A 26941-nucleotide genomic window follows, 5' to 3' on the forward strand; every position below is an offset into this window, starting at 1 on the left:
TTTATATTAAGTTCCCGTCCCCGGTACCAGTTATGCAAAAAACAGCATAACAAAAGTAAAATAAAAAGAGTATAAGAAGCTGATTATTAGCAACTTATACTCTTTTTTGTTTTTATCAATTACCGCAACCTTCAATTTCAGCCTTAAATACAGCTCCAATCTCAACTACAAAACCAGGATTCAACTCTATGGCTTTTCCTGCCCGATAACTTACATTTGCCGCTGATATAATTTTATGTGTGGCTGTAATTTTTTGTGATACCTTCTCTGTAATAATTCCACCAATGATATCAGTCATAAAACTTTTAACTGATGGTATGATAGTCAAAACAGTATTCAACGGATTTCCTGCTAACACCTGATTAGTTGATACCACTCTGATTAAATATCCACTGCCCCCCGCCATATTCTGAGGAATCTGACAAATAATATTGCCTGCTGTAGGACTTCTACCTATGGTTATCGGGTTAACAAAGCTGCCGTTTAAATCGGATAGCTGCACCTCAAACTCATTCCCGGATGCAAAACTTCCTGTCGTGCTAAAATTTACTTCCACATCTCCTCCCGCACAAAGATTTGCATTACTCAAAGTGGGAGCACTAATTGTTGCTATATTTCCCACAACTGTAAAGGTAGTGACTACCGGGCCATAAACCGTACCTCCTGTCCGGTTGTCTTCCAGATAACCTGTCACAGTAAAATTATAAGTTCCCGCTACAAGCTCTCGTCCCTTGAAACTACTGCCTAAATTATCAAATACTGCAAATGGCTCAACATTCTGTAGAATCGTCCAGTTAAGGTTAGGACCTGTGATGGTTAAATCAACACTTCCTATCGGAATACTCTGGCAGATAGGAACTGCCATAATCGAGACGAGGTCAGGACTATATTGAATAGTCATTCCGTCTTGCAATGAAAACAGATACTGATAAGGATTTCCAGCTTTTACATAGTGCAAATCAACAATTTGAGTACACGAATCTGTTCCATTGATTATCACCTGAGTGGTCGCCGTTGCTGTGCATCCGTTATGGGTAACTGTGACGGTATAGATACCTGCATTAACTGCCAGGGCATTGGCGATAGTAGAGTTTGCTATATTACTGGCAAAGTTATTCGGCCCTGACCATCTATAAGAACCTCCTCCGGCAGCATTGAGTTGTATTGTCTGACCAATTGTATAAGGCCCCGTATTGGATGCTGTAGCAGTCAGGCTGTTAGTAGCAGTTACCAGTGTAGTAGCTGTCGCTGTACAACCACCACTGCCTGTTACAGTGACTGTATATATGCCAGGTGAGGTAATATTCACACTCGCTGTTGTTCCTAAACCATTCGACCATTGATAAGTGTCGCCTCCCGATGCCGTTCTTATTACACTTGTGGTGGTACAGGTCAGGTTATCAGAGCCAAAAATGCTTGCCGTTGGATTGTTGGTAATAGTTACATTGGTCGTTGCGGTAGCAGAAGCACAACCGCCATTGGCTGCAATCGTATAGGTAACTGTATATATCCCTGCTGTACTGGTATTTGGTGTGATTTGCCCGGATGAGGCATTGATCGTTAAACCTGATGGTGCAGAAGAAAATATCCCACCTGATGAACCCGTCAAAGTTACATTGGATGTGCCTGCTGATTTGCAGTAAGGTGTCCCTGCATAACTGATTGTAGCACTTGGGCTATTGCTAATCGTTATACTCGTTGTTGCGGTAGCGGAAGCACATCCTCCATTGGCGGCAATCGTATAAGTAACCGTATATGTGCCTGCGGTACTACTGCTCGTGGTTATTTGCCCTGATGAACTGTTGAGGGTTAATCCCACAGGTGCAGAAGTAAATGTGCCACCAGATGAACCTGACCTCGTTACATTGGCGACTCCGACTGATTGGCAGTAAGGTGTCCCTGCATAACTAATCGTCGCATCTGGATTGTTGGTTATTGTTACATTTACAGTTGCGGTAGCAGAACTGCACCCATCAGTAGCTGCAATCGTGTAAGTAACTGTATAAGTTCCTACCGAACTACTGCCCGGAGTAATCTGCCCTGATAGAGCATTGATGGTTAAACCTGATGGTGCAGAAGTAAATGTGCCGCCAGAAGAACCTGTCCTCGTTACATTGGCGACTCCGGCTGATTGGCAATAAGGATTGCCTGCATAACTGATTCCCGCACTTAGCGTATTGCTAATGGTTACGTTTGTTGTTGCTGTAGCAGAAGCACATCCGCCGTGGGCTGCAAGGGTATAGGTAACCATATATGTGCCTGCGGTGCTACTACTTGGAGTTATCCTTCCTGATGAACTGTTGATTGCTAAGCCGAAAGGTGTAGAGCTAAATGTTCCCCCTGTTGTACCTGTTAAGTTTACATTAACTGCAGTTATTGACCTACAAAAAGGTGTACCTGTGTAACTAATACTTGCACCTGGCGTATTAGTAATGGTTACACTTGTTGTTGCTGTAACTGATGCACAACCCTCACTCGCCGCAATGGTATAAGTAACTGTATAAATGCCTGCATTGCTACTGCCCGGTGTGATTTGCCCAGTTGAACCGTTGAGGATTAACCCTGATGGTGCAGAGCTAAATGTACCACCGGAAGAACCCGTTACGGTTACATTGGATGGTCCTGCTGATTTACAATAAGGCGTACCTGTATAGCTGATCGTAGCACCTGGGTTAGTAGTAATCGTTACACGGGTCGTTGCGGTAGCAGAAGCACAACCTCCACTGGCTGCCATCGAATAGGTAACGGTATATGTTCCGGCAGCACTACTGCCCGGGGTGATTTGGCCTGATGAAGCATTGATGATCAGTCCCACAGGAGCAGAGCTAAATATTCCTCCTGATGTACCTGTTAAAGTCACATTGGATGCACCTGTTGACTGACAATAAGGTGTGCCTGAATAGCTGATATTCGCTGCCGGGTTGTTGGTAATGGTTACACTTGTGGTGGCAGAAGCCGAGGTGCAGCCACTGCCTGCGGCAACCCTGTAAATAACTGAATAAGTGCCTGCTGAACCACTGCCCGGCGTAATCTGCCCCGTAGAACTATTGATAGCTAATCCTGCAGGCGAAGAGGTGAATACACCTCCCGGCCTCCCGGTTAAAGTAACATCTACCGCACTTGTTGAATTACAAAAAGGAGTACCAGAATAGCTGATAGTTGCTCCAGAACAGTTCAGATAAGTAAACGGAATAATAAATGCACATCCCCCCGGATTTGGAGTTATTTTAGCATAAAGCGTTTGTGAACCGATTCCTACATTTCCATTGGGTGTAAAGGTATTTGGCGCGATAAATGTCCCTGCTGAGGTTATTGCATTAGCATCGGTAAAAATACCATTAACTGTACCATTAAAAGTGCCGCCATACGTAAAAATAAGGGTTGTTGTATTATTAACAATAATTGATGAGTTGGTATTATTGTTGAAAGTGGCACCATTAATTAATGAGCGGTATTTTAATACCCCATTATTGTTAAACGTTCCGGTTACGTGTAAATCCAGACCAATTTCCATATAACCACTGTTCGTTATTACTGAACTGGTGTTATTATAAAAATCCTTTGTTGTTTTAAAAGTAGCACAGGCATAATTATTCAATCTTGTAACCGAATTATAAACTTCCACCTGCCCCATCATACTAATCAAGCCATAGTTATTTAATTGTCCACCTAACATCTGAATACTATAGACATTTCCGAAACCACTAATTGTTGCCCCTGATTCGTTATTTAATGTCCCTAAAATCCTGATGCCATTATACGCATTTACGTTTAGCGTTCCACCTGATTTATTATTAAAAATACCGTCTACATTCAACGCCATGTTATCAGGGGAGGTAAGCGAAATAGTCCCGTAATTATTCAGGGTAGCATTAACCAAAACATTAATAGCCCGAAATAAATTGTGGTCACCATTGAGATTACTCACATTTAAGGTACCGTAATTTGTTAAAGTACTCGCCCCGAAAATATCAAAGGCATCTTCGTTAGTTGATACAATTGTTAGTTCAGCCCCACTATTGATGATGAAATCTGTTCCAAGCGTGGTTTCTATAAAGATGCTTTTTGCCCGGGCAGTTCCAGAAACAATAACCGTGTCCCGAACATGACTATTAATTATTACCGGATTAGTAGCAGTAGGAACTCCGGTAGGTGACCAGTTGCAGGCATTTGACCAATCTTTGCTAACCACTCCAGTCCAGGTCATAGTTTCGGTGGCGGTGGCAATCCTGTCAACAGTTACTGCAATGGTAGCAACCCTGCTGCTTTCACAGCCAGGATTCTTACAACTCGCATAATAGGTTGTAGTAATGGTTGGATTCTGGGTGAGTGGTGAGCCCGTGCCAATGCTTACTCCACCAGTTATCTGATTATACCACGTAATAGTTCCCGTAGCACAAGTGGCTGAAAGACTTACAGACCCGCCCGAACAAATGATTAATCTATTGGCTGATACACCTGTCGGGTTTGGTAAGGCCGGTGGGTTTACGATAACCGGATTACCAGAATAAGTAGCTAAACAGGTTGGATTGGCCTTGTATCGAACCCTGATGGTATAATTTCCGGCTGAAAGGTTTGAAAATGTGGGTGAGTCCTGCCAGCTGGTATTATCTATGCTATATTCATAATTACCCGTACCCGTTGCTGTGATAGTAATGATACCTCCCGTAGAACAGGTGGATTCCGTAACTGCAACATTAGTAATGACAGGAGCTTCGCAGACATTGTTAAGTACTGCCAATTCATCCAAGCCATTATCACTTCTATGGCCGAAAAATAGTTTTCCGTCATACCTGGCCAATCCGAATTTACTACGTACCACCCCCCCAACACCTATTGCATCATACCCGTCCGGGTTTTTTATTAACTGAACTGACGAGCCATCATACATTCCTAATCTCCACTTTGAATTACGGAAACTCCCATTGTCATACTTTACTGCATTAAAGTAAAGTTTGTTGTTAAAAATAAACATTGCAGGGTTACCCGTATATACCAAAAAATCTGAAGGAATAGTTAATACCTGAAGACTGGTTCCATCAAATTCTGCCAGATACCCTATTGCATCCCTTGAAACATATCTATATATGAGCATCAGTTTATTATTAAAAGTAATCTTAATGCCCCCCCAATACATATTTACAGGGGAAGTCGGATTAGGAATAATTGTCAGGTTGGCTCCATCAAATTTTACCAGAACACCTCTTGCATCCACGCTGTTTTCATAACGCAGGTATAAATTATTATCGTATATAATCTGAGACCCTACATAACGATAACCAGAGTTATTTATCATTGTAAAAACAGCCCCATCAAATTGTGCCAGGGAAGTAACACCTACAGTTTCATACCTCAAACAGAGCTTATTTTTATATACGATAAAATTTCCTATCACTCCTCCATTCAAATCAGCAGTCGGGTTTTCAATCAGGGTAAAGTTTGCTCCATCATATTTCATTAATTGAGTTTTTGAGGGTGTACTGTCTCTTCTGAATTTCATATACAGATTCCCCTGAAATTCTATAAAATCTTCCCCGGTTATATCGGTGGCTTCAGGATACTCTGCAATTGTGATAGTTGTTCCATCATATTTTGCTATTCCTGCCGGGACTGCACCCCGGTATTTACAGGTAATGTACAATACTCCCTGATATACCCCCAGTACTTCATTAAGACTATACCCTGCCGGAACAGCGATGGGTTCTACAGTATTATCGGGTTTTATTTTACCTATAGTACTAATACCATCAGTATTAGCCAGAAACATATAAGCGTTATTGGCATATTCAAAAGTTGCTACTGGATAAAAGATATAATTATCCGGTAAAACCACCGGTATAAATGCACCATTATATTTCACCATTTGCACACCATCATTATTCAAATATGCTAAATGGAGATAATTATTGACGGCAAAGGGGGTGATTGAACTCTCGAACTCGCTAAAGCCGGGCGGTGTAGGTATAGGGCTTATCTCTGTACTATGTTCATAAGCAAATACCCTTAATGGATTCTCCTTATAATCAAATGCACAATTCAGGCTATCTGTCATTCTGAACCGGACAGAATAATTTCCTGCAGCCACCCCGGAAAAATTTGTTAAACTTTGCCAGTTTGACCCACCATTAATACTATATTCAAATGATTTTTTAAAGTAATTAACCCACAAATCAATAGTACCAGTTGATACTGACTGAGTCGGATGATCTGTGACTCTAGCTTCACCAAATAAATGCAAAGGCACGATTTTTGCACCATCCGAATTTAATTCATTTATTCCATCACTCAGTTTACAGCGATACTCCGTACTCCATAAACCAGAGATATTAGAAATCACCAGGCTATTGCTTGTTACGCCACCAAATAAGCCACCTTCGGATAAATCTTCATAATAACCAAAAGTAGAATTATACTTCTGCCATTGATAGGTAGTAGCCCCGGTAGCTGAGATGGTAAAAGTAGCACTACCTACACTTTCGCTACAGAATAGAGCGTCTTTTGGTTGGTTATTAATAGTAAGTGGTGGAACAAAAATAGAATTATCATAAGTAAACGGAGCAATATAAGTGCAGGCATCCAGAGTAATTTGGGCATAAAGGGTCTGAACGCCCGTTGGCAAACCCGAAGCCGTAAAGGTATTAGTGCCTTGTGTATAGGTTCCGGCAGAGGTGGTAGCCAGACTATCGGTAAAGATACCATTTACAATAGCAGAATTGCCGGAAGCGAAATTGAATATCGGGCTGCCCGTTGAACTGTTCAGCACACGGGTTTCATTATCTGTAAAAGTACCCGAACCATCTATTCTGACAATCCCGTTATTTGTAAAACTATTAGCATTATTATTCAGATTATTGGGCATTACCAGTAATCCATCATTGACAAAAGTCCCTCCGTTATTATATAAATCTCCGGTATTAAGATAAATCCTGCCACAGGGGTAATTATGAATACCATCTGTGTATTTTTCTATCTGGCCAACCAGGTCCATTCTTCCGTAATTCTTTACCATCTCTTTACCCGTATCGTTGCCATATAAAAACAGAGATGCCGATGTACCTGATAATCGCACAGTCCCGTTATTTGTCAATACAGCCTCCTCACTTATCGATAAAGCGTTGTTTCCGGCTGTTGTAACTGATAGCACACCACCTGAATTTACGAGAATGGTGGCAGTTCCGCCGAAAGCAAAACCAATATCCTGACTGCTTACAATTAACTTACCATTAATAGTAATGCTGGTGGCATTATTTAATGCTACTGTAGTACTGGCAACCGTATTGATAACATTCAATGTACCGTTGATGACAAGACTGCCATTATTGGAAAGATTTAATTCTTTTATGCTGACCTCTGTATTAATAACAGGCATATTTAATACGCTTGAAATAATAACCGCATCATTTACCCCAGGTACACCTGCAGGAACCCAGTTAGAGGGTTCTGTCCAGTCAGTATTGGTATCCCCTGTCCAGTTTTTGTACTGCGCAAAGAGAATATTAGATACGAAGCATAAAAGCAGAATATATAGTTTTTTCATGGTAGGACATTTTGGGTGTTCAAAATCTTTAAGTAGGTTTCAATTCAATAGTTTTTTCAGGTATGCGGGATAAAAGCGGAGGGAATTTTCAAAAGCTTATCTTTTGCATCCTCCCCCCAACTTTTCTTTCTACCATGAAAGCTCTTTAGCAAGGCTGTTTTGGCTCTATCAGCAGGCAGGTTCATCTGGGGTTTTCCTGACTGAAAACCCTGTAATATCTCTTAAACTTTTTGGTGCGGCGTCTTGATAACGAAACCACTTCTTCGTTCTGCATTTCTATCTGCAAATCCTCCGTATTAAATAGTTTCAGGTGTTCAAGATTAATCACAATAGAACGATTGGGTCTGAAGAATGCCAGGTGCTTTACCCTTCTGGCAAGTTCGCCAAGATTAGTGGCTACAATAAAAGAAGTGCCGTTCTGCAGATAGACATTGGTATAATTACTATCTGCTTTCAGCATAACGATTTGCTCAGGTGGAAGTTCTTTCCGACCACCGAGGTGAATAGTATTGAGTTTTTCCATGGTAGAATAAACTTTGATTTTAGGCTCATCAAAGTTATTCCGGCAAGTGCGAAGGCTGTTAACGCTGTTGTTCCAATCTTTAACGCTGATGTTTCAGCAATGATTTTTTTTGTGAAGATTCTATACTCCCTTAACACTCATGTTCCAATCATTAACACTCATGTTTCAAGAGAGACCGTAAACATCTGATAATCAAGTATTTGCACTTTTCAAACAAATTCTGACGGAGAAACACCAAATTTCTCCTGAAATATTTTGGAAAAATAAGACAGATTCTCAACACCTACCTGCAAGGCAACCTCTGAAACAAACCCTGCCCGATTGGTCAGAAGTGTTTTTGCCCGCTCAAGGCGATAGTTTCTGATAAATTCAGTTGTCGACTGGTTGGTCAGAGCTTTTAGCTTGCGATGCATAGAGGTACGGCTCATGGCCATTGCCTCACAGAATCGCTCAACATCAAAACTACTATCACCCATATTTTTTTCTATTACCCGCTGGGCTTTCTCTATAAATTTATCCTCGGGTGTCTCAACTGCCTCCGGTATTACAACTGGCATCTGATTATATCTGGTGCGTAGCTTTTCTCTTAGTCTGATCAGGTTGGCAATTCTTACCTGAAGCTCATCTGTATTAAAAGGTTTCGACAGATATTCATCTGCACCAATGGTCAGCCCTTCGAGTTTATCTGTCTGTGTAGCTTTAGCCGTCAGAATCACAATCGGAATATGACTTGTACGCTCGTCAGATTTAAGCGTTCTACAAACATCAAACCCATTTTTACGGGGCATCATCAAATCAGATATAATAAGATCAGGAATCAGCTCAAATGCCTTTTTGATACCTTCCTCTCCATCGCGAGCCTCAATAATCCGGTAATCGACCGACAAAAGGCTATTCATATACTGGCGTAAGTCTGGGTTATCTTCTATCACAAGCACTAATAAGCCTTCTTTCTTTTCAGAAGCCTCCACATAGCTGTAAGTATCTGTCTCAAAATCTTCTACTTTATTTTTCACTTCCACAGCTCCTTCTTTCCGGTTTGCTTTCCACACATTGCCTATCGGTAACAAAACCCTGAATACTGACCCCTTACTGACCTCACTACTGACGGAAATAGTACCTTTCAATAGTTCTACCATTTCTTTTACCAGGGCCAGACCAATACCGGTGCCTTCATAATTTCGCTGCAAAGTATTATCTCCCTGATAAAACCGGTCAAAAATTTTATCTAATCTCTCAGCCTCAATACCTTGTCCGTTATCTTCTATGATTAAATCAGCGAAGGTTTCGGTATAGTTTATTTTTACGCTTACTCTTCCGTTTTCAGGCGTAAATTTGATCGCGTTTGACACCAGATTCGTTACAATTTTCTCTGTCTTATCGGCATCAAATAAGGTAAAAAAGCTCTGATGGCTTTGCTGAAAGGAAAAAATAATCCTTTTGTTCTGGGCAAATGATTCAAAATTTGCCATGAGTTGCCGCATAAATAAGGCAAGGTCGGCGTGCTGTACTTCTACCACTATCTGTCCTGCATCAAGTTTTGATAAATCAAGCAGTTGATTAATCAATATTTGCAGACGTTTGACATTTCGTTGCATAGCCGGAATCAGGCTCTCTTGAGGATATTTTTTACGGAAATTGTCAAGTGGTGCCGTCAATAATGTAAGAGGTGTGCGGAACTCATGAGAGATATTAGTAAAAAACTGTGTTTTCAACTGATTGATTTCCTCGAGTTTATCGGTTTGTTCCTGTTTCAGTATCAGTTGTTTCTCCGCCTTTGATTTCCCTTGTTCGTAATCCAGAATGATCCTCCCTACAAAGAAAATAAACACAATCATTTCTATCATTACTACCAGTAAAGAAAAGGAGGTAATCCAACCAAAATTAATAAAACCGAGAAGTCGCAGTTGTAGGAATATATATCCTATAAAAGACAAAAGAAACGGTGCTGCGTATAGATAATTAAATTTTTGTTTTTTTATGAGAGCCCATACAAAAAGCCATACAATAAAGACTTCACATAATACCAGATTCCAGACAATAGCCTTCAAGCCCCAGGCACTATAATCAACAATTAATAAACCCGACAATCCAATGGCAAGAACTACAAAAATATGGAGTACATAATCAACCCATTTTTTTCGGACTGACAAGATACTTTTAGTAACAAGTACATAACTGACGGGCAATAAATGATAAGGCAAAGCATTGATGATAACTACGCTTAATGGATCTTTCGTAAATAATTTCCCCAGAGTTTCATCAATTCCCCATATAGTAGCTGAAATCAGAAATGTATGTAAAGTAAAATACCTGAAAGTGCTGTTTTTAACAATAAAAAACGCTAAGATGGTTATATAGAGTGTTTTTAGAAAAAGCATGCCATCAAAAAACCATGTAAACCGGTCTTCCGACTTATCCATTGCGGTAAAAATATCTGCCTGAGTTAATTTCAATTGCGCATAAAATCCCCTGCGGCTATTTATTTTTATATAGATAGTCTGGGCCTCTGTCGCTTTTAATGCTATTAATGCAGTTGGCTGAGCCGTAGAATAATCGCGTGCTTCATAAGAAATCAGGCTTCCTCCTCTCCTGACTTCATATTTGTTATCACCTGTTGGCAAATAGAATTTTATTTGCTCTACAATAGGATTTGTCCACTCCAAAACCCATTGAGAGTGTTTGGCTGCCTCTACCGTAAATTTAATCCAGTAGGTTTTATCTGTAAAACCTAAAATAATATCATTTTTTGTATAAGGTCTGAATGGTTTTGACTTAATCCTGTCAATAGTTTCAGTGCTATCCTCTGATTCATACAACAGGATTTTTGAGGTGATATTGTTGGGTTGCGTATTAATCTCCGGCTTTATGATTTGTGCAAAAACAAACACAGGAAACAAACACAGGAATATGATGACTGGATATTTCATCAGGATATTAAGCTTTATATAGTTCTGGGCATCTATAAAACAGCAGATTAGCTAAGCTAATAATGGAAGTTAGTTGGCATGTAAGGTTAAAATTACTATGTATTTCAGAAAGTTGCAATATAAACTATATAATCAGTAAAATTATGTTTTTCATAAAAACCCAACCACAAAGTTCAGACAGATAGAATTTATTACTTGCTTTCTTGCTGAAATCTTTCACCCATAACATACAATTCACTTTTTAATATCTCTATACCAGAATTTTGTGAGAGCCATTACCCACAATGAATAATGGCTCAGTTGAAAATGTGTTCTTACCCTAATAAGGCTTGATTATCTGCCCTGTATTTGCCCCGAAAACACTCTTGCGAAATCCATATTCCAGTTGTTGCATAGTAACCGGAATATCTCCGGGGAAATATGGAAAATACTGTGGCGAATTTTCTATAACCGTCGGGCTTACGGCATTAATCCGAATCCCATTACCTAATTCAATCGCAGCAGCTCTCACAAAGGCATCAACTGCACCGTTGGCGGCAGAGGCGTTGGCAAAGTTTAATTGGGGCTCATATGTTAATGCTCCGGAAATGAGCGTAAATGACCCTTTAGGTTTTATATAGTGCTGGCCTATCAATACTAAATTAATTTGCCCCATCATCTTACCTTCAACCCCTTTTCTGAATTCCTTCTCAGTAAGCGTTTTCCATGGACCGACATAAGTAGGGCCTGCTGTTGAGATTAAAGCATCGAATGTCCCAACTTGCTTAAAGAAATACTTAATAGATTCTGTAGATGTTATATCTACCTGAATGTCGCCGCCATGGCTGGCTGCTTTTATCACCTCATGTTCTTTTTCAAAGACACCTGCCAGGTGAGTACCCATAGTGCCTGTTGCACCTACAATAATTATTTTCATTTTACTTTTTTTTAAGGATAAAAAACTATCTTCTATTAATTCTTTGTTGACCATCATTCCGGTTATAGTACCTGCCGCCACTGCATTAGCTACCGTACGCATACGTGACGAGTTATCGCCACAGGCAAAAACCCCCGGAATAGTAGTTTTGTATGAATTATCAACCTGGATATACCCTTCTGTGGTTAATTTACATCCTAATAGCTCAGGGATCCCGCAATGTTGCATAAAAGGAGTGCGCGTATATAGGGCTTTAACTGGTGCCTTTCTACCATTTTTAAGAATTATGCTATGCACATAACCATTACTATGGTCCAGTTGCAGAAGCTCTTCTTCTATTATTTTTATCTTATGGTCTTTCAGTTTTAATATTTGTGCATCTGTTAATGTCGATTTTCCATTAGTATATAGCGTAAGGTCATTAGTCCAGTTGGCTATCAAAGAACTGAACTCAAAGCCATAATCACCATTACCTAAAATTCCGGTTTTTTGCCCCTTTACTTCGTAGCCGTGGCAATAGGGGCAATGCAGCACAGAGATACCCCAGCAATCAGCAAGTCCTGGAATATCGGGTAAAATATCTTTAATGCCTGTAGCAAAAACCAACTTTTTTGAAGTAAATATCTCATTTGCCTTGGTTAATAATTTAAAACCTGTTCTGGTCTTACTAATGGTTACTGCCATACCACTCATCAGACGTACTGTCGGATACTTCTCAACCTGCTGTCTGGCTATGGTAGAAATCTCTTGTGGCGGCATCCCATCTTGTGTCATGAAGTTGTGAGAATAAGGAGTCTGTTTGTTACAAGGGTTGCCACTATCAATAATCAGGACTTTGCGAAGTGCCCTTCCGAGAGCCATCCCAGCGGCTAACCCTGCAAAGCTTCCCCCTACTATTATTACATCGAATTGCGTATGTGTTTGCATCGGATTATTTCTTAAATAGACTGATAAACGAAAATAGCATTGACTGAAAACATATAGCGTTTTCTTTGCCTGTACTATTCATTTATCCTTTGTAGAAATCTGATTAATAATTGAATCGATAACAGGAATACCAACAAATACCACCCAGGGTACAAGAGCAATGGTGAGAATAAATGTTCTCAGATATAAGGGCAAAAGAGAAAGTTGCTCACCGAATAGAAAAAGAAATAAGGTAATAGAAGGATATATGACAATCCAGATTTTAAAAGCAGCGATTAATTTGAATTTTGATTTCATGATTCAGAAAGTATTTTGATAATTATTTTTTTGACAAAATTACTTTCTGAAACAGATTGGCTGATAGGACAAAAATGGAGTTGAATAGCACTTATCGGAAGTTCTTTCTGAACAAATCAGGCGAGTATCCTGTATGCTTTTTAAAAAACCTGATAAAGTAGGAAATATCTTCATAGCCCAAGATATCAGCTATGTCTTTTACCTGATTTGACGTGCCCAACAGATACCTTTTAGCTTCTAAAACAATTTGTTTGTTTATTACCTCAGAAGCGGCGTTTCCAGCAATTGCTTTTGTAATAGCATTCAGCTGGTAGATTGAAAGGTTCAGCATATCGGCATACTGGGAAACCTGCTTGTGCGTACTTATATGTAACTCTAATTGCTCCAGAAAATCCTCGTATCTCTCCTGTGCATACGAATGTTTATTTCCAGGCTCCCCGGTAATACTTCTACTTTGCCGTATAAACTCTACAAAGAATATATCCAGATTCGCTTTGATAACGGCTATATATCCTTCCTGCTTATGAATAAACTCATTAAACATACAATCAAGGATATTCAATAGTTTCTGAAACCTGTTTTCCTCAAATTCACAATAGTTTTTATTCCCGGCTCTAACCAGCCGTTGATTTGTTACGGTATCTTTGGGATAATAAAAAGAAGAATCAAATTCTAACAGAAAACCCTGACAGCCTGATTTTAACTGAAGTTGATGCACCTGGCCCGGACGTAAAATAAAAATAGAATGATTATGTACTATATAAGACACGAAATCTATTTCATGAATGCCCTCTCCTTTTTGTAAGGCAAGAATAAAAAAGAAATCATGTCTATGCAGGTCATGGACTAAATCTTTCCCGTCAAGCACTTCCTGTATATCCCGTATTTTAAACCTGCCCTCAGAAACGGGTTCGGTTTGAGTTGCAGAAATATGTCTTACAGGAATTGTTTTCATTTTTAATAATTGCTGGCTTCAATAGCTAAAATTATGAATTTTCTGAATACAATACAGAAATAATCTGCTGAAATCCGGCCAGCTATTACTTGCCCCGTTTTTTAAATTACAATTACTTTGTTCAATATTTTAAGGTAAATTTAATACAGGTTTAATGGCTTTCTAAGTTAATTAAGAAAATCTTGCAGGTATAAATAAAAGACTATCCTTACTACCATTGGAAAAAAAGAATATACTCGTCATAGAAGATGATCGTCGGATTTCGGACAATCTGGTAAAAGGATTATCTAAAAAAGGCTTTGAAACAGACGTAGCCTTCGACGGACACGCTGGCTTAAGAAAATCTATTTCTCTTCCATTTGATTTAATTATTCTTGACATTAATTTACCTCTTATGAATGGCTTTGATGTATGCTATGCTATCAGAGGTCATAAGCCAGCTTTGCCCATACTCATGCTGACAGCCATGGGTGAAGTAGACGATAAAGTAGAAGGTTTAGACAATGGCGCTGATGATTATATTGTAAAACCCTTTGATTTCAGAGAACTCTTTGCCCGGATCAATGCGCTATTAAGGCGTACTTCTCAAGCACCCATACAAGTAATAAAAGAGGTATTAAGAGTAGCTGACCTTGAAATTCATTTAGATAAAAAAATCGCTGTGCGTTCGGGCAAAATGATTGATCTGACAGCCCGCGAATTTGCCTTATTAGAATATTTAGCCAGAAATCAGGGGCGGGTACTATCGAAAATGGATATAGCTGAAAATGTATGGGATTTGAATTTTGACTCAAGTACCAATATTATTGAGGTCTATATCAATTATCTTCGTAAAAAAATTGATAAGGATTTTGAACCTAAATTGATTCATACCAAATCTGGATTAGGGTATGTTCTAAGAGAGGAGTGAGTAGTTTAATTAGAAATATTGAACAAAGTCTGAATTTTTATTAATCGCTCTTTTCCCGATAACACATTTACTCAATGAATTTATATGCATGAAAATCAGATATAAAATTGTCTTTCAGTTTTCTTTGATTGTGGCACTTAACCTCCTCATTTTTTCCGGCTTTATTTATTATAGAGAAGAGCAGAAACGCCAGGAAACTTTCAGAGGACGCCTGAGTAAAAGGGCTATTACTACTGCCAGACTATTATTTGATGTAAAGGGCTTTTCGCCCGAACTCCTACGGATCATGGACAAAACCTCAGTGAACCGGCTGGATGGTGAAGAAGTTTACATTTTCAATACAAAAGATCAGCTGGTTTTCTCTAATGCCGAAACCGTACCGAAAGATATTGATGTAGCTCTTCTTGACAGAATAAAAATGCAGAATGTAGTAGAGTTCAAAGTTAATGACCGTGAAAACCTCGGCCTTTTATTTGACGGCAAATACGACAACTTTATAGTGATAGAATCAGGAATAGATGTTGATGGAGAAAATAACCTCAGAAGCCTGCGCCAGACCTTATTGATAAGCTTTTTACTAATCATATTAGTAGTAATTATCAGCGGAATGTTCTTGGCCGGCCAGGCTTTGCAGCCTATTAAAACTATCAACTATCAGATAGGCCAGATCACAGCTCAAAACTTAAGAAAAAGGGTAGACAAAGGCAAAAACAAAGATGAAATAGCTGAACTGGCGCATAATTTCAATCAGATGCTCAACAGGCTCGAGTTAGGCTTTGAACAACAACGCAGCTTTGTGTCGCATGCTTCACATGAGTTACGTACGCCATTGGCAGCTATTAAATCAGAAGTACAATTAGGATTAGATGAAAAACTCAGCTCAGTTGAATATGAAAAAATTCTACAGAATATCCTTGAGGATACAGATAAACTTATTTCACTATCCAATAGTCTGCTTCAGATGGCCCGGCCGATTGACAATTTTAACCTCTCAAAAATCGAAAGTATCCGTATAGAGGAATTAATCCTTTCGCTTAAAAATGAACTTCAACATAGCAAACCAGAAGCTATTATCAGAGCCAATTTTGTGAATATCCCACCCGATGAACACTTAACCATTATAAAAGGTAATGAGTCTCTATTAAAAAACGCATTCCTGAACCTGTTAGATAATGCCATAAAATACAGCAATCACCAGCCTGTAGATGTATTGATTGATTTTGATGAAAAAGACTGTATAGTTCAGATTGTTGATAAAGGCATCGGGATTCCGAAAGAAGACCTCCAAAATATCTTTGAACCCTTTTACCGTGGCGAAAATGCCTTTGAATTACAAGGATTCGGAGTTGGCTTATCAATATGCCAGAAAATCATAGACCTTCATAGTGGCCGTATAGCTGTGAAAAGCGAGCCTATGCAAGGTTCTGTCTTTACTATTTCTTTACCCCATCTATCAATTTAAGAAATTTTTAATTTCGTACTAAGGAGTTTCTAAGGATAGGCATAGACTTTTGTTCAGTGCATATAATAAACTATGTACGTAGTCTATCACACCTGCCTTAATTATCCTTAAATGAAGAAGAAGTATTTGTTTGTGAGTTGCCTGCTGATCCATAATTTAGCCTTTAGCCAGCAGGTAGTACCAACACCACACAAAATAAGTTTGTCAGAAGCCGTCGAATCTGCAATCAGGAATTACCCCTCTATCAAAGCCAAGAGAGTAGAAAAAAATGTAGCAGAGTTTGCACTAAAAGCTGCCCGGACAGAAGGTATGCCAGATGTGCTTGCCCAACATCAGTATCAGTTTGCCACAAATAATAGTATTGCTGGAGCGACCTTCCCTTTACAAAATCCACTTCCATCTGTTTCAGGAGGTATCCGTACAGAAAACATCTATCAACCTGTTTGGGGTAGCTTTACCAGTCTGCAGGTAAACTGGCAGGCTTTTACATTCGGTAAGATTAAAGCCAATATTGATGTAGCACAGAAAGCAGTTGCACGTCAGCAGTTTGACTACGAAAATGAGCTGTTTCAGCAACAGGTCAAGGTAATAGATGCCTATCTGGCACTATTGGTTTTCCAGAAAACTGTCAGAATACAAGAAATAAACCTGCAAAGAGCCACTACTTTTCGTGATGCAACAAATGCCAAAGTAATTTCAGGTTTACGCGCGGGTATCGATAGTTCATTTGCCAGTGCAGAGGTATCAAAGGCAAAACTCTTACTTTTACAAAGTCAGCAGAATGAGCGAACCCAGCGCATTCGTTTAGGACAACTTATGGGTACGCCTACTGGCAACATAATAGCCGACTCCATGCAATTTTACCAGAGACTACCAATACTTCACAAAGTTTATCCTGATATAACCCAGAATCCGGTTCTCAAAGTCCTCAACTCTCAGATTGACTTTATCAGATCCAATGCGGTTGCTATTAAAAAATCTTATTATCCCAGTATCCTACTCAATGCCTCTATGTGGGGCAGAGGCTCAGGAGTTAATAATGCTCCTGACACGTACAGTTCTAATATTCTTAATGGAATTGGTTATAAGGTAGGAAATTATCTTCTGGGTATAGGGGTAAGCTGGAATCTGACTCGCATTTACAGAATCCGCCATCAGGCTTCAGCCGAACTACAAAGAGCCGAACAACTGCATTATTTATTACAGGAAGAAGAGTTAAGACTGAGTAGCCAGAGCGAAAACGCCGATATTCAGATTGAACTCGCTATGCAACAGGCACTCGAAGCTCCCGTACAGACAACAGCAGCTCTTGGGGCATATCAGCAAGCTACTGCCCGATACCAGTCAGGTCTGGCTACATTACCCGAAGTATCACAGGCGTTCCTTTTACTCAACCGGGCAGAAGTCGACCAGTCAATAGCCATAAATAATGTCTGGAGAACCCTCCTGATGAAAGCGGCTTCAGTAGGTAATCTATCAATATTCCTTAGTCAGGTCGCGGCTAAATAAGCTAAACAATCAGATAATCCAGTTTTAACCTATCCTGCCCGGCAGAATAACAAATAATCCTTGATATGGTACGGCTCGCTTTAAAAAGACCCATTACAATAATAGTGCTATTTACCGGATTGCTCCTGTTTGGTATCATGGCTATCCGAACAATCCCGATTGATATTTTCCCACAATTAAATCTGCCCACCATCTATGTTATGGAGTCATACGGAGGGATGTCCCCCCAGCAAATGGAAGGTTTCTTTGCAACCCGTATGCAAGACCAGTTTCTATACGTAAATGGAGTTAAAAGCATTGAAAGTAAAAATATACAGGGGTTAACCTTTATTAAGCTTACCTTTTATGAAGGAACTGATATGGCAGAGGCATCGGCACAGGTAGCATTACAGGTAAATCGCGCAGCAAAATTTTTCCCTCCGGGGGCTTTACCGCCACAGGTAGTTCGTTTTGATGCCTCGTCTATGCCAGTCGGTCAATTGGTATTTGATAGCAAGACTAAATCGCTTAAGGAAATGTACGATTTGGCCTCTACTTATATCCGCCCCATGTTTGCTACAGTACCAGGGCTAACAGCCCCACACGCGCTGGGTGCAAATTCAAGGTCTGTAGTAGTTAACGTCGACCCCGAGAAATTAAGAAGATACAATGTCTCTCCCGATCAGGTTGTTGAAGCTATTGCTAAAAACAACGCAATGACTCCCTCAGGCAATCTTCGCGTCAATGATCTAATGTATGTAACTACTGTAAACTCACTTGAAGAGAAGGTACAGCATTTTGCAGATATTCCGCTTACTACAAATGGATCGGCTACTGTATTTATACATGATGTTGCCACAGTATCAGATGCGGCAGACGTTACTGTAGACTATGCTCTGGTAAATGGCAAACGCTCTATCTACATTCCAATCGTAAAAACTGCCGATGCCTCTACCTGGGCAGTAGTACAAGGGCTAAGAAATAAACTACCCGAAATGAGGGCACTATTGCCTGACGATGTAAGCATAAGCTATGAGTTTGACCAATCGGTGTTTGTGATTAATGCCGTAAAAAGTTTAATGACAGAGGGTATTCTCGGAGCTGTACTTACAGGGCTCATGGTTCTTCTGTTTTTAAAAGACTGGCGTAGTAGTCTGGTGGTTATTATTACCATTCCTATTTCTATTCTGATCGGCTTATTATTCTTAAAAATGGCTGGGCAGACCGTCAATATCATGACTCTCAGTGGTTTGGCATTGGCAATTGGGGTATTGGTTGACCAGGCAACCGTAACGATCGAGAATATCCACCAGCATCTCGAGATGGGTAAGACCAAGAAGCAAGCCATACTTGATGCCTGCGAAGAAATCTCTTTCCCGCTGCTGTTGATACTGCTTTGTATTTTAGCTGTTTTTGCCCCCTCGTTTGTTATGACAGGTGTACCCAAAGGTATGTTTTTACCGCTTTCTTTGTCGATAGGTTTCTCTATGATTGTCTCTTTTGTTGCAGCGCAGACGCTTGTACCTGTTATTTCAAACTGGTTACTGAAAGAAGAAATGTTCCAGTACCATCATTCAAAATTTCATGCACATGCAGGTCTGGCTTTAGATTCAGGCGAAATTGAGGAAATAGACGAACATACAGCGCAGGATATAAAACATGGAGATGAAAACTCGTTTTTTCAGCAGGTAAAAGTAAGGCTGGCAAATCTTTTAGAAAGATGGATGCGGAGCAGAAAATTAATCGTGAGCCTTTATCTGTTACTCACTTTGGCAGCCTCTGGCCTCTGTTTCTATTATATCGGAAAAGACCTTTTGCCTAAAACCAACAACGGTCAGGTGCAACTACGTATAAAAGAGCCTGAAGGCACAAGACTTGAAAAAACCGAAAGAGACGTAAAAGGCATACTGGCTATTATGGATTCCACCATCAAAGGTAAAGTAGAAATATCTTCGGTTTATGTCGGGATTATCCCAAGCAGCTATGGTTCAAGTAACCTGTATGTATTTAACAGTGGTACACACGAAGCCATTATGCAGGCAAATATGGGCGAACATTTTAAGGGTAATCTTGATGAATTAAAGGATGCGCTTCGGGCCAATATCAAAAAAGCCTACCCTAAGATCCGTATCTCTTTTGAGCCTATCGAACTAACCGAAAAGATAATGGCTCAGGGAGCAGCTACTCCGATAGAGGTAAGAGTAATGGGCAAGAATTTTGAAGATATAAAATCTTACTCTCACCGATTGGTAGATAGCCTCAGACAGGTTAGTTATCTGCGCGATGTACAGATTGCACAACCATTAAAATTTCCTGTTATTAAAATCAATATTGACCGGTTCAGGCTGGCCCAGATGGGGCTTAATCTGCAAGAGGTTGCCAGAAGTATTACCGATGCTACCTCTTCAAGTCGCTTTACCGAAAAAGTGCAATGGCTCGACCAGAGAGTTTCTTATACCTATCAGGTACAGGTGCAGGTACCCGAATATCTGATGAACTCTATGGAGCAACTACAGTCTATATCGTTGGTAAAAGGGAAAACCCGCCCTATACTTTCAGACGTTGCCCAGATGTCGATTGATACGCTCCCGGGCCAATACGACCGGACAGGCCCAAGAAGATTCCTGACGGTAAGTGCCAATATTTACAAAAAGGATTTAGGAGAGGCCTCCAGCACCGTAAAAAAAGCCATAGATAAATTAGGCACACCACCTAAAGGCATGGTAGTAGAAATGAAAGGGATGGCATCGTTGCTCACCGAAACCCTCGATTCGCTTCAGACAGGCTTAACTGTAGCCATTATTGTGGTGCTACTGTTGTTGGCGGCCAACTATCAGTCTTTTGGGGTAGCCTTTTCAGTCTTATCTACAGTTCCGGCTGTATTATTAGGCTCTTTACTCTTATTGATGGCTACTGGCGCTACCCTCAACTTGCAATCTTATATGGGTATCATTATGAGTATCGGGGTATCAGTCGCTAATGCCATTCTGATTGTCACTAACGCAGAATCGCTTAGAATCACCTATAAAAATCCGTTCAAGGCTGCCACAACTGCCGCAAGTGTCCGTTTCAGGCCTATCCTGATGACAAGCCTTGCCATGATTGCCGGAATGATACCAATGGCAAGTGGCCTTGGTGAAGCCGGAGAACAATCAGCCCCTTTAGGAAGAGCTGTTATCGGAGGGCTCATATTCTCAACTTTCGCCTCACTCCTTATTGTACCTTTAGTCTATGGCTGGATTCAACAAAAAGCATCTTTTAAATCAGTTTCCTTATTACCCGAAAATGAAAACACTATCTGATACCTATATGAAATACTGCCTTATGCTATTACTGGCAGGTGCGTCATTAAGTGCCTGCACAGAAAACAGAGCCAAAGAAAAGAAAGTAGAAGCACCAAAATCTCAGACACCCAGCTACCAGTTAGCCACCGTTGAAAGCGGTGGCGTACCCACTACCTTAAAGTTACCCGCACAACTAAACGCGTATCAGGAGGTCAGCCTTTTTCCGAAAGTGAACGGTTATGTAAAAAATGTACTGGTCGATCTCGGTTCACATGTAACTAAGGGTAGTTTATTAATGGAATTAGAAGCTCCTGAGTTAGAGCAGGCAGCTCTGTTGGCAAAAGAAAAGTTTGCTAAAGCCAATGCAGATTTTTCAATTGATAAAGAACACTATCAACGCCTGCTTGAAGCCTCAAAAACCAAAGGAGCTGTTTCTCCTATGGACTTATCAAGTATCAAAGCCAAAATGAATGCCGATACAGCTTTAGTAAATGCCGAAAAAGCTAATTGGGATATGCAAAAAGCTATGCTTGGCTATCTGAAAGTAACTGCTCCCTTTAGTGGTGTAATTACCGAACGTAATATCCATCCCGGTGCTTTGGTAAGTTCAATAGCTAAAGATAAGCCCATGTTAGAACTGAAACAGATTGAGCATCTTCGCCTGCAGGTAGATGTACCCGAACAGCTTGCGGTTAATCTGCATGAGCATGATACCCTTTCTTTTTATGTCAGTGCTCTGCAAGGAAAAAGGCTTAAAGGGAAAATTAGCAGAAAATCAAGAAGTATCAATACACAATACAGAAGCGAAAGAATAGAAGTTGATGTACCAAATAATACGGGTGTATTGTCATCTGGTATGTACGCCGATGTATTGATTTATTCGAAAGGCAACAAAAATGCCCTGATCGTACCTAAGTCAGCAGTAGTTACTTCTACTGAACGCAAGTATGTTTTAGTTTCTGATAATGGGTCTATCCGAAAAATAGATGTTAGTACCGGAAACCAGACACTTGATAAAGTAGAAGTGTATGGCGATTTGCAAATAGGTAATAAAGTAATAGTAAGTGCTACTGATGAAATAAAAGAAACGACCAACGAATAATCCGACTTTAACAGAGCGTTCCGGTAAAGAATTGCCATGAGGAGACTATTAATGATTATGTGGCTATGGGTGGGCTGTGCTGCCTGTAATAAGGCAGAAATGGTAAAACCTTATTCTTATCTGAGTATAAAGTTTGTTGACGACGAAGAATATGTTTTGATGGAGCGGGTAGAAGGCACCTGGCAACCCGAACAAAAACAAGTAAGCCTGAATGCTTTTGGCTATAAAAATGAGAGATTAACCATCTACCTGCCCGATCTGATACAGACGGGCAGGTACCCTAACCTGACCATCAAAAATATTTTTTATACCAACGGTGCCGATTTTATTCCTTTCAGAGTAGATAGTGGTTTTCTGGAAATAACTCAACTGGATGCCTCTAAAGTAGGAGGTACTTTCAATGTAACACTTGAAAACGAATATAATGGCATCGAATATCGGACTATCACAGGAGATTTTGTCATCAACAACTATTAAAAACCTTTTCTAATATAATTGACTCTAATCTGAAGCTACTCCCAATTGCTCGATAATATGACCTATAAAGCCTGCACAGCAATTGCCATAAACATTATCATCTTCTTCCATCTAATCTGTGAATGGCTATTTGTCTGTTTTAAGCCCTGTCTTTTGCTTCTATTGTTATTTCAGTCCATTAAAAATGTATTTTTAATAGAAGTTCTTTCTTCTTTTCAGCCTGTTATTCATATTAAGTATCGGGTTGCCTTTTATCTTCCCGGTTTTGCAGATTCACTTTAACAGTTTGCAGATTTTTTTTGTGATAACTTGAAAGAGATTGTTCTTTTAATCAGTAATTTTAAATCATGAAAAAGTCATTTGTGATTTTGTTACACATCGGGGTTTGGCTCATTTATTTCTTAATGGTGGGTATTGTCCTCGTGGTTTATTCCAAAACTGATGTGAATGCCGTTGATCATACGGCTCGAATTATGAATGCATTTCAAAATATCCTCCTGTTTGCGTTTATCCCTTCAGCAGTGTCTTTTTACCTGTATTATTTCATTTTGTTTCCTCAATATATCCAGCAAAAAAAATATGTAACGGCTCTGCTTGCAGGTTTGGCAGTATCCTTTATTACATCAGTGCTGGGGTATATACTACATCGTTATTTCATAGAAACCGGACAAGTGATAGATATGGATGAAGGGGGTAGACACGGTAGGTCAACAGCCCTGAGAACAATTATAGTAATGACTGTGATCGGAACAATTTGTGGTGTAGTTGGGTGGATATTAAGAGGCTTTATTGACTGGTTCAATGAAATAAAACTCAAAGAAGCCCTAAAGGAAAAAAATCATGCAATGGAAATGGCTCTCGTAAAATTGCAGCTTGACCCGCATTTACTATTTAACACCATCAATAATATTGACTCCTTAATAATAACAGATGCCACGGCAGCCTCTGAATACCTCAATAAGTTATCAGACATTATGAGATTTATTCTGTATGAAACCAAGACTGATAAAATTTTATTAGCTAAAGAAATTGAATACATACAAAAATATATAGACTTACAGAAAATACGCACTGCCAACGAAAACTATGTCCAGCTCACCATAAACGGGCAGGCTGGTCATAAGTTTATTGCTCCGATGGTCTTTATCCCATTTATTGAAAATGCTTTTAAACATGCTACTAATAAGAAAATGATTAATGCAATTACTATTCAGGTTTTCATTCATGAGCAGACAATACAATTGATATGTGAAAACAAGATTGATATTAAACAAAAAACTAAATATGCTGTTGGGGGCAATTCTGTTGGGGGGCTTGGCAACGAATTGATTGAAAAAAGGCTTCAATTGATTTATAACGATCGACATACGCTCGAAATACAAAAAACTGAAGATTTATACCATGTTAACCTAACCATTCCTTATGAATAAACTTACCTGTATCATCATTGAAGATGAGCCTCTGGCTCTTGATAAAACCAGGGCCTTTATTCAGAAAATCCCTTTCTTAAACCTGACCGCTACTTTCGACAACGCACTGGCAGGGCTTGATTTTTTAAATAATAATAAGGTTGATTTACTTTTTCTCGACATCAATATGGACGAGTTATCAGGTATTGAATTGCTGGAAAGCTCTACAATTACCAGTCAGGTAATTATCACAACAGCCTATCAGGAATATGCTCTTAAAGGCTATGAACTACGAATAACAGATTATCTGTTAAAACCCTTTACATTCAACAGGTTTTTGCAGGCAGTCAATAATGCCAGGGAGAATCTGAGCCATCGGACAGAAGAAAAAAAGCCTGAGTTTATTTTTGTAAAAACAGAAAACCGTCTTGAAAAAATTATGATTAACGACATCCTCTATATCGAAGGTATGAGAGATTATATGCGTATTCATACTTTGCATAAGAAAATTATGACCTTGCAGGGGTTCAGTGAACTGGAACAACTATTACCCTCTAACCTGATATGCAGGGTGCATAAATCATATATGGTAGCTATTAATAAAATAGAATCTGTAGAAAGAAGCCGTATAAAAATTGCAAACCAATTGATTCCGGTTTCTGAAACGTACAAAGACTCATTTCTGCAACTCATCAACGCTAAGGCGTAAAACTCTTCTTAATTTGGCAGATTAAAATCAAGATTTGGCAGACATCCCCACAGCCTTTGCATAGTCAAATTGCCCCCCTTTTTGTTGTCCTGTACCTTTGCTTCATCAAATTATTTATAAACAATAAACACAAATAATCATGAAGAAGATAGTACAAGCATCAATGCTTATAAGCATCATTTTCTTATCAGCACTTACCTTTGGACAGGCTCAGGAAGCCACCCGTATCAAACAAAAAACAGCCAATACCTATATTGATATTATGGTGAATATGGCAAGCACTAACCTTAATTATGGGGCATCGAATACTGCATTATCAGACTATAAAAAATCTGCTAAAGGCATACAGGCAGGAGTATCTGTTCAGAAAGGTATCACACCTGCATTTTCTTTGGTAACAGAACTCTACTTTATGCGTAAAGGTGGCAAACTAACTGCAAGTAACCCTTTTACCTCGGCCGAATCTAACTTACGCCTTAATACCTTAGAATTGCCTGTACTGGCTCGTGTGCATATAGGTAAAGTATTATATCTAAATGCAGGCCCCTCTGTTGCTTACAATATGAGTGGTAAAAACACCATTGGTGAGGTTACGAACAAAATTGCCTTTGGCAATTCAGCAAACGGTTTTAAACGCTTTGAAGCAGGTGTTCAGGTTGGTGGAGGTCTCTCGTTTCCACTCAAACAAAAAAGAATTGCATTGGATGTGAGATATAATTATGGTTTAACCAATATTTCCTACAATAAAGAAATGTTCAACAGGGGGTTGATGATCAGTGTCAATTTTTCTAAAGCATTGAATAAAAAATAGTTGGTAAAAGCAAAAATCTATTCATTGAATCAGTTTTACTAAAAAGAAAATGAACATAACAGCTATTGGGCATTCATCAGAATATAAGCTGGTGAATGCCCGGCGCAAGACATCACTTTGGGCAGGTATATTCTATATATTAACCTTTGTTTCTATCCCGACTCTTACCCTTTATAGTCATATCCATGAGCCGGATTATATATTGGGAACAAGCAATGATAACGAAGTAATTGTAGGAGGAATTTTAGAAATAGTAGTGGCACTTTGTGGTATCGTTACGGCAGTTGCCTTATACCCGGTTCTTAAAAAACAAAACAAAAGCCTTGCTTTGGGTCTTGTAGCCTCTCGTATATTAGAAGCCAGTACTATGTTTGCAGGTGTGGCATTTCTATTGACAGTTGTAACTCTGCATCAGAAAGGAACAGGAGCAGATGCCTTACCAGTTAGTCAGGCATTTGTTACTTTATACGACCGTATTTTTCTGTTAGGACAAGGGTTTATTCCTGCTATAAACGACTTGCTTCTGGGAATTATGCTCTATCAATCTCGTTTAGTTCCGCGTTACCTTTCATTAATAGGAATCGTAGGTGGCTTACCACTCCTGATAGGTTATTTTGCCATACTATTTGGTTTTATAGATCGGGTATCTCCATTAGCAGGTTTATCCGCCGTTCTTGTAGCATTATTTGAGTTTTCAATAGGGATTTATCTTATTATAAAAGGATTTAAATCATCATCTTTATTGGCAGAAAATTAATCATATTTTATAAACCTGATTCAAATGAAAAGAGGTAATTATCTTTATTACTTTTCAAGATAATCGGCATACAAGACCATACTTATTCGAGCAAACTATGATTGAGGTCTGAATCGTAAAATTCCAAAAAATGAATCAATTGAAGGATACTAATCAAAACTAAATAGCTACCTCCTTAAGCCATTTCCGGGCTATTCTCGCATTGCAATTAATTCCTGTATAATTCACGCATGGTCAGAAAAACCTCCAACCATGCGTGCTTTTAACTTTCATTTTAAGGCTATTTTTTGTAACTAATTACTACACCCCTCAATTTCAGCCTTAAATACACCTCCACTCTCTACCACAAATCCGGGTGTAAGCACAATACTATTTCCTGCCTGATAACTCACATTACCCGTAGCTGTCACCTTGTTACTGGCATTAATAACACTACTCGCTTTCCGC

The 26941-nt window shown here is 39.4% G+C and carries 17 protein-coding genes; 10 read left to right on the top strand and 7 right to left on the bottom strand.

The window, feature by feature from the left end; genetic code table 11:
• Positions 1-115: 115 nt before the first annotated feature.
• From H1R81_RS18425 to H1R81_RS18455, 6 genes are all read right to left on the bottom strand, one after another.
• Entirely contained in the window at positions 116-7537 is a 7422-nt protein-coding gene (locus H1R81_RS18425) for an S-layer family protein (protein ID WP_181842220.1), read from the bottom strand.
• Between the two features lie 181 nt (positions 7538-7718).
• Positions 7719-8060: a LytTR family DNA-binding domain-containing protein gene (locus H1R81_RS18430; protein WP_181842221.1), complete on the bottom strand. Its 342-nt coding sequence runs from the start codon at positions 8058-8060 to the stop codon at positions 7719-7721.
• A gap of 209 nt (positions 8061-8269) precedes the next feature.
• Entirely contained in the window at positions 8270-10990 is a 2721-nt protein-coding gene (locus tag H1R81_RS18435) for an ATP-binding protein (protein ID WP_181842222.1), read from the bottom strand.
• 319 nt (positions 10991-11309) lie between these two features.
• Complete coding sequence (locus H1R81_RS27720; protein WP_310588093.1) at positions 11310-12833, bottom strand: short chain dehydrogenase; 1524 nt, start codon at positions 12831-12833, stop codon at positions 11310-11312.
• Positions 12834-12911: 78 nt separating this feature from the next.
• Positions 12912-13130, bottom strand: a complete 219-nt coding sequence (locus tag H1R81_RS18450; protein WP_181842223.1) for a hypothetical protein — start codon at positions 13128-13130, stop codon at positions 12912-12914.
• Positions 13131-13221: 91 nt separating this feature from the next.
• Positions 13222-14085, bottom strand: a complete 864-nt coding sequence (locus H1R81_RS18455; protein WP_181842224.1) for an AraC family transcriptional regulator — start codon at positions 14083-14085, stop codon at positions 13222-13224.
• Positions 14086-14302: 217 nt separating this feature from the next.
• On the opposite strand from H1R81_RS18455, the gene H1R81_RS18460 reads away from it, so the two are divergent.
• From H1R81_RS18460 to H1R81_RS18500, 10 genes are all read left to right on the top strand, one after another.
• Positions 14303-14995 (top strand): response regulator transcription factor, encoded by a 693-nt coding sequence (locus tag H1R81_RS18460; RefSeq protein WP_181842225.1) that lies wholly within the window; start codon positions 14303-14305, stop codon positions 14993-14995.
• Between the two features lie 88 nt (positions 14996-15083).
• Entirely contained in the window at positions 15084-16457 is a 1374-nt protein-coding gene (locus tag H1R81_RS18465) for a HAMP domain-containing sensor histidine kinase (protein ID WP_181842226.1), read from the top strand.
• 111 nt (positions 16458-16568) lie between these two features.
• Positions 16569-17966 (top strand): TolC family protein, encoded by a 1398-nt coding sequence (locus H1R81_RS18470; protein WP_181842227.1) that lies wholly within the window; start codon positions 16569-16571, stop codon positions 17964-17966.
• A 65-nt stretch (positions 17967-18031) separates the two neighbouring features.
• Positions 18032-21247 (top strand): efflux RND transporter permease subunit, encoded by a 3216-nt coding sequence (locus tag H1R81_RS18475; protein ID WP_220275253.1) that lies wholly within the window; start codon positions 18032-18034, stop codon positions 21245-21247.
• Entirely contained in the window at positions 21231-22331 is a 1101-nt protein-coding gene (locus H1R81_RS27320; protein ID WP_220275254.1) for an efflux RND transporter periplasmic adaptor subunit, read from the top strand. Before H1R81_RS18475 ends, H1R81_RS27320 begins: the two co-directional genes overlap by 17 nt.
• A gap of 36 nt (positions 22332-22367) precedes the next feature.
• Positions 22368-22808 carry a hypothetical protein gene (locus H1R81_RS18480; RefSeq protein WP_181842228.1) on the top strand — a complete coding sequence of 147 codons (441 nt, stop codon included), beginning with the start codon at positions 22368-22370 and terminating at the stop codon, positions 22806-22808.
• 347 nt (positions 22809-23155) lie between these two features.
• Positions 23156-24238, top strand: coding sequence for a sensor histidine kinase (locus tag H1R81_RS18485; RefSeq protein ID WP_229251161.1), 1083 nt, complete (start codon positions 23156-23158; stop codon positions 24236-24238).
• On the top strand, positions 24231-24926 hold the full coding sequence (locus H1R81_RS18490; RefSeq protein ID WP_181842229.1) for a LytTR family DNA-binding domain-containing protein: 696 nt from the start codon (positions 24231-24233) through the stop codon (positions 24924-24926). The genes H1R81_RS18485 and H1R81_RS18490 overlap by 8 nt, the downstream gene beginning before the upstream one ends.
• Before the next feature lie 139 nt (positions 24927-25065).
• Complete coding sequence (locus tag H1R81_RS18495) at positions 25066-25737, top strand: porin family protein (protein WP_229251162.1); 672 nt, start codon at positions 25066-25068, stop codon at positions 25735-25737.
• A 49-nt stretch (positions 25738-25786) separates the two neighbouring features.
• Positions 25787-26494 carry a DUF4386 domain-containing protein gene (locus H1R81_RS18500; RefSeq protein WP_181842230.1) on the top strand — a complete coding sequence of 236 codons (708 nt, stop codon included), beginning with the start codon at positions 25787-25789 and terminating at the stop codon, positions 26492-26494.
• A gap of 293 nt (positions 26495-26787) precedes the next feature.
• Here H1R81_RS18500 and H1R81_RS27800 read toward each other — a convergent pair.
• Positions 26788-26941 (bottom strand): 3-coathanger stack domain-containing protein (locus H1R81_RS27800; RefSeq protein WP_409013561.1); only part of this gene is annotated, 154 nt, incomplete at its 5' end.

Source organism: Emticicia sp. BO119 (genome assembly GCF_013912375.1).
Taxonomy (GTDB): Bacteria; Bacteroidota; Bacteroidia; order Cytophagales; family Spirosomataceae; genus Emticicia.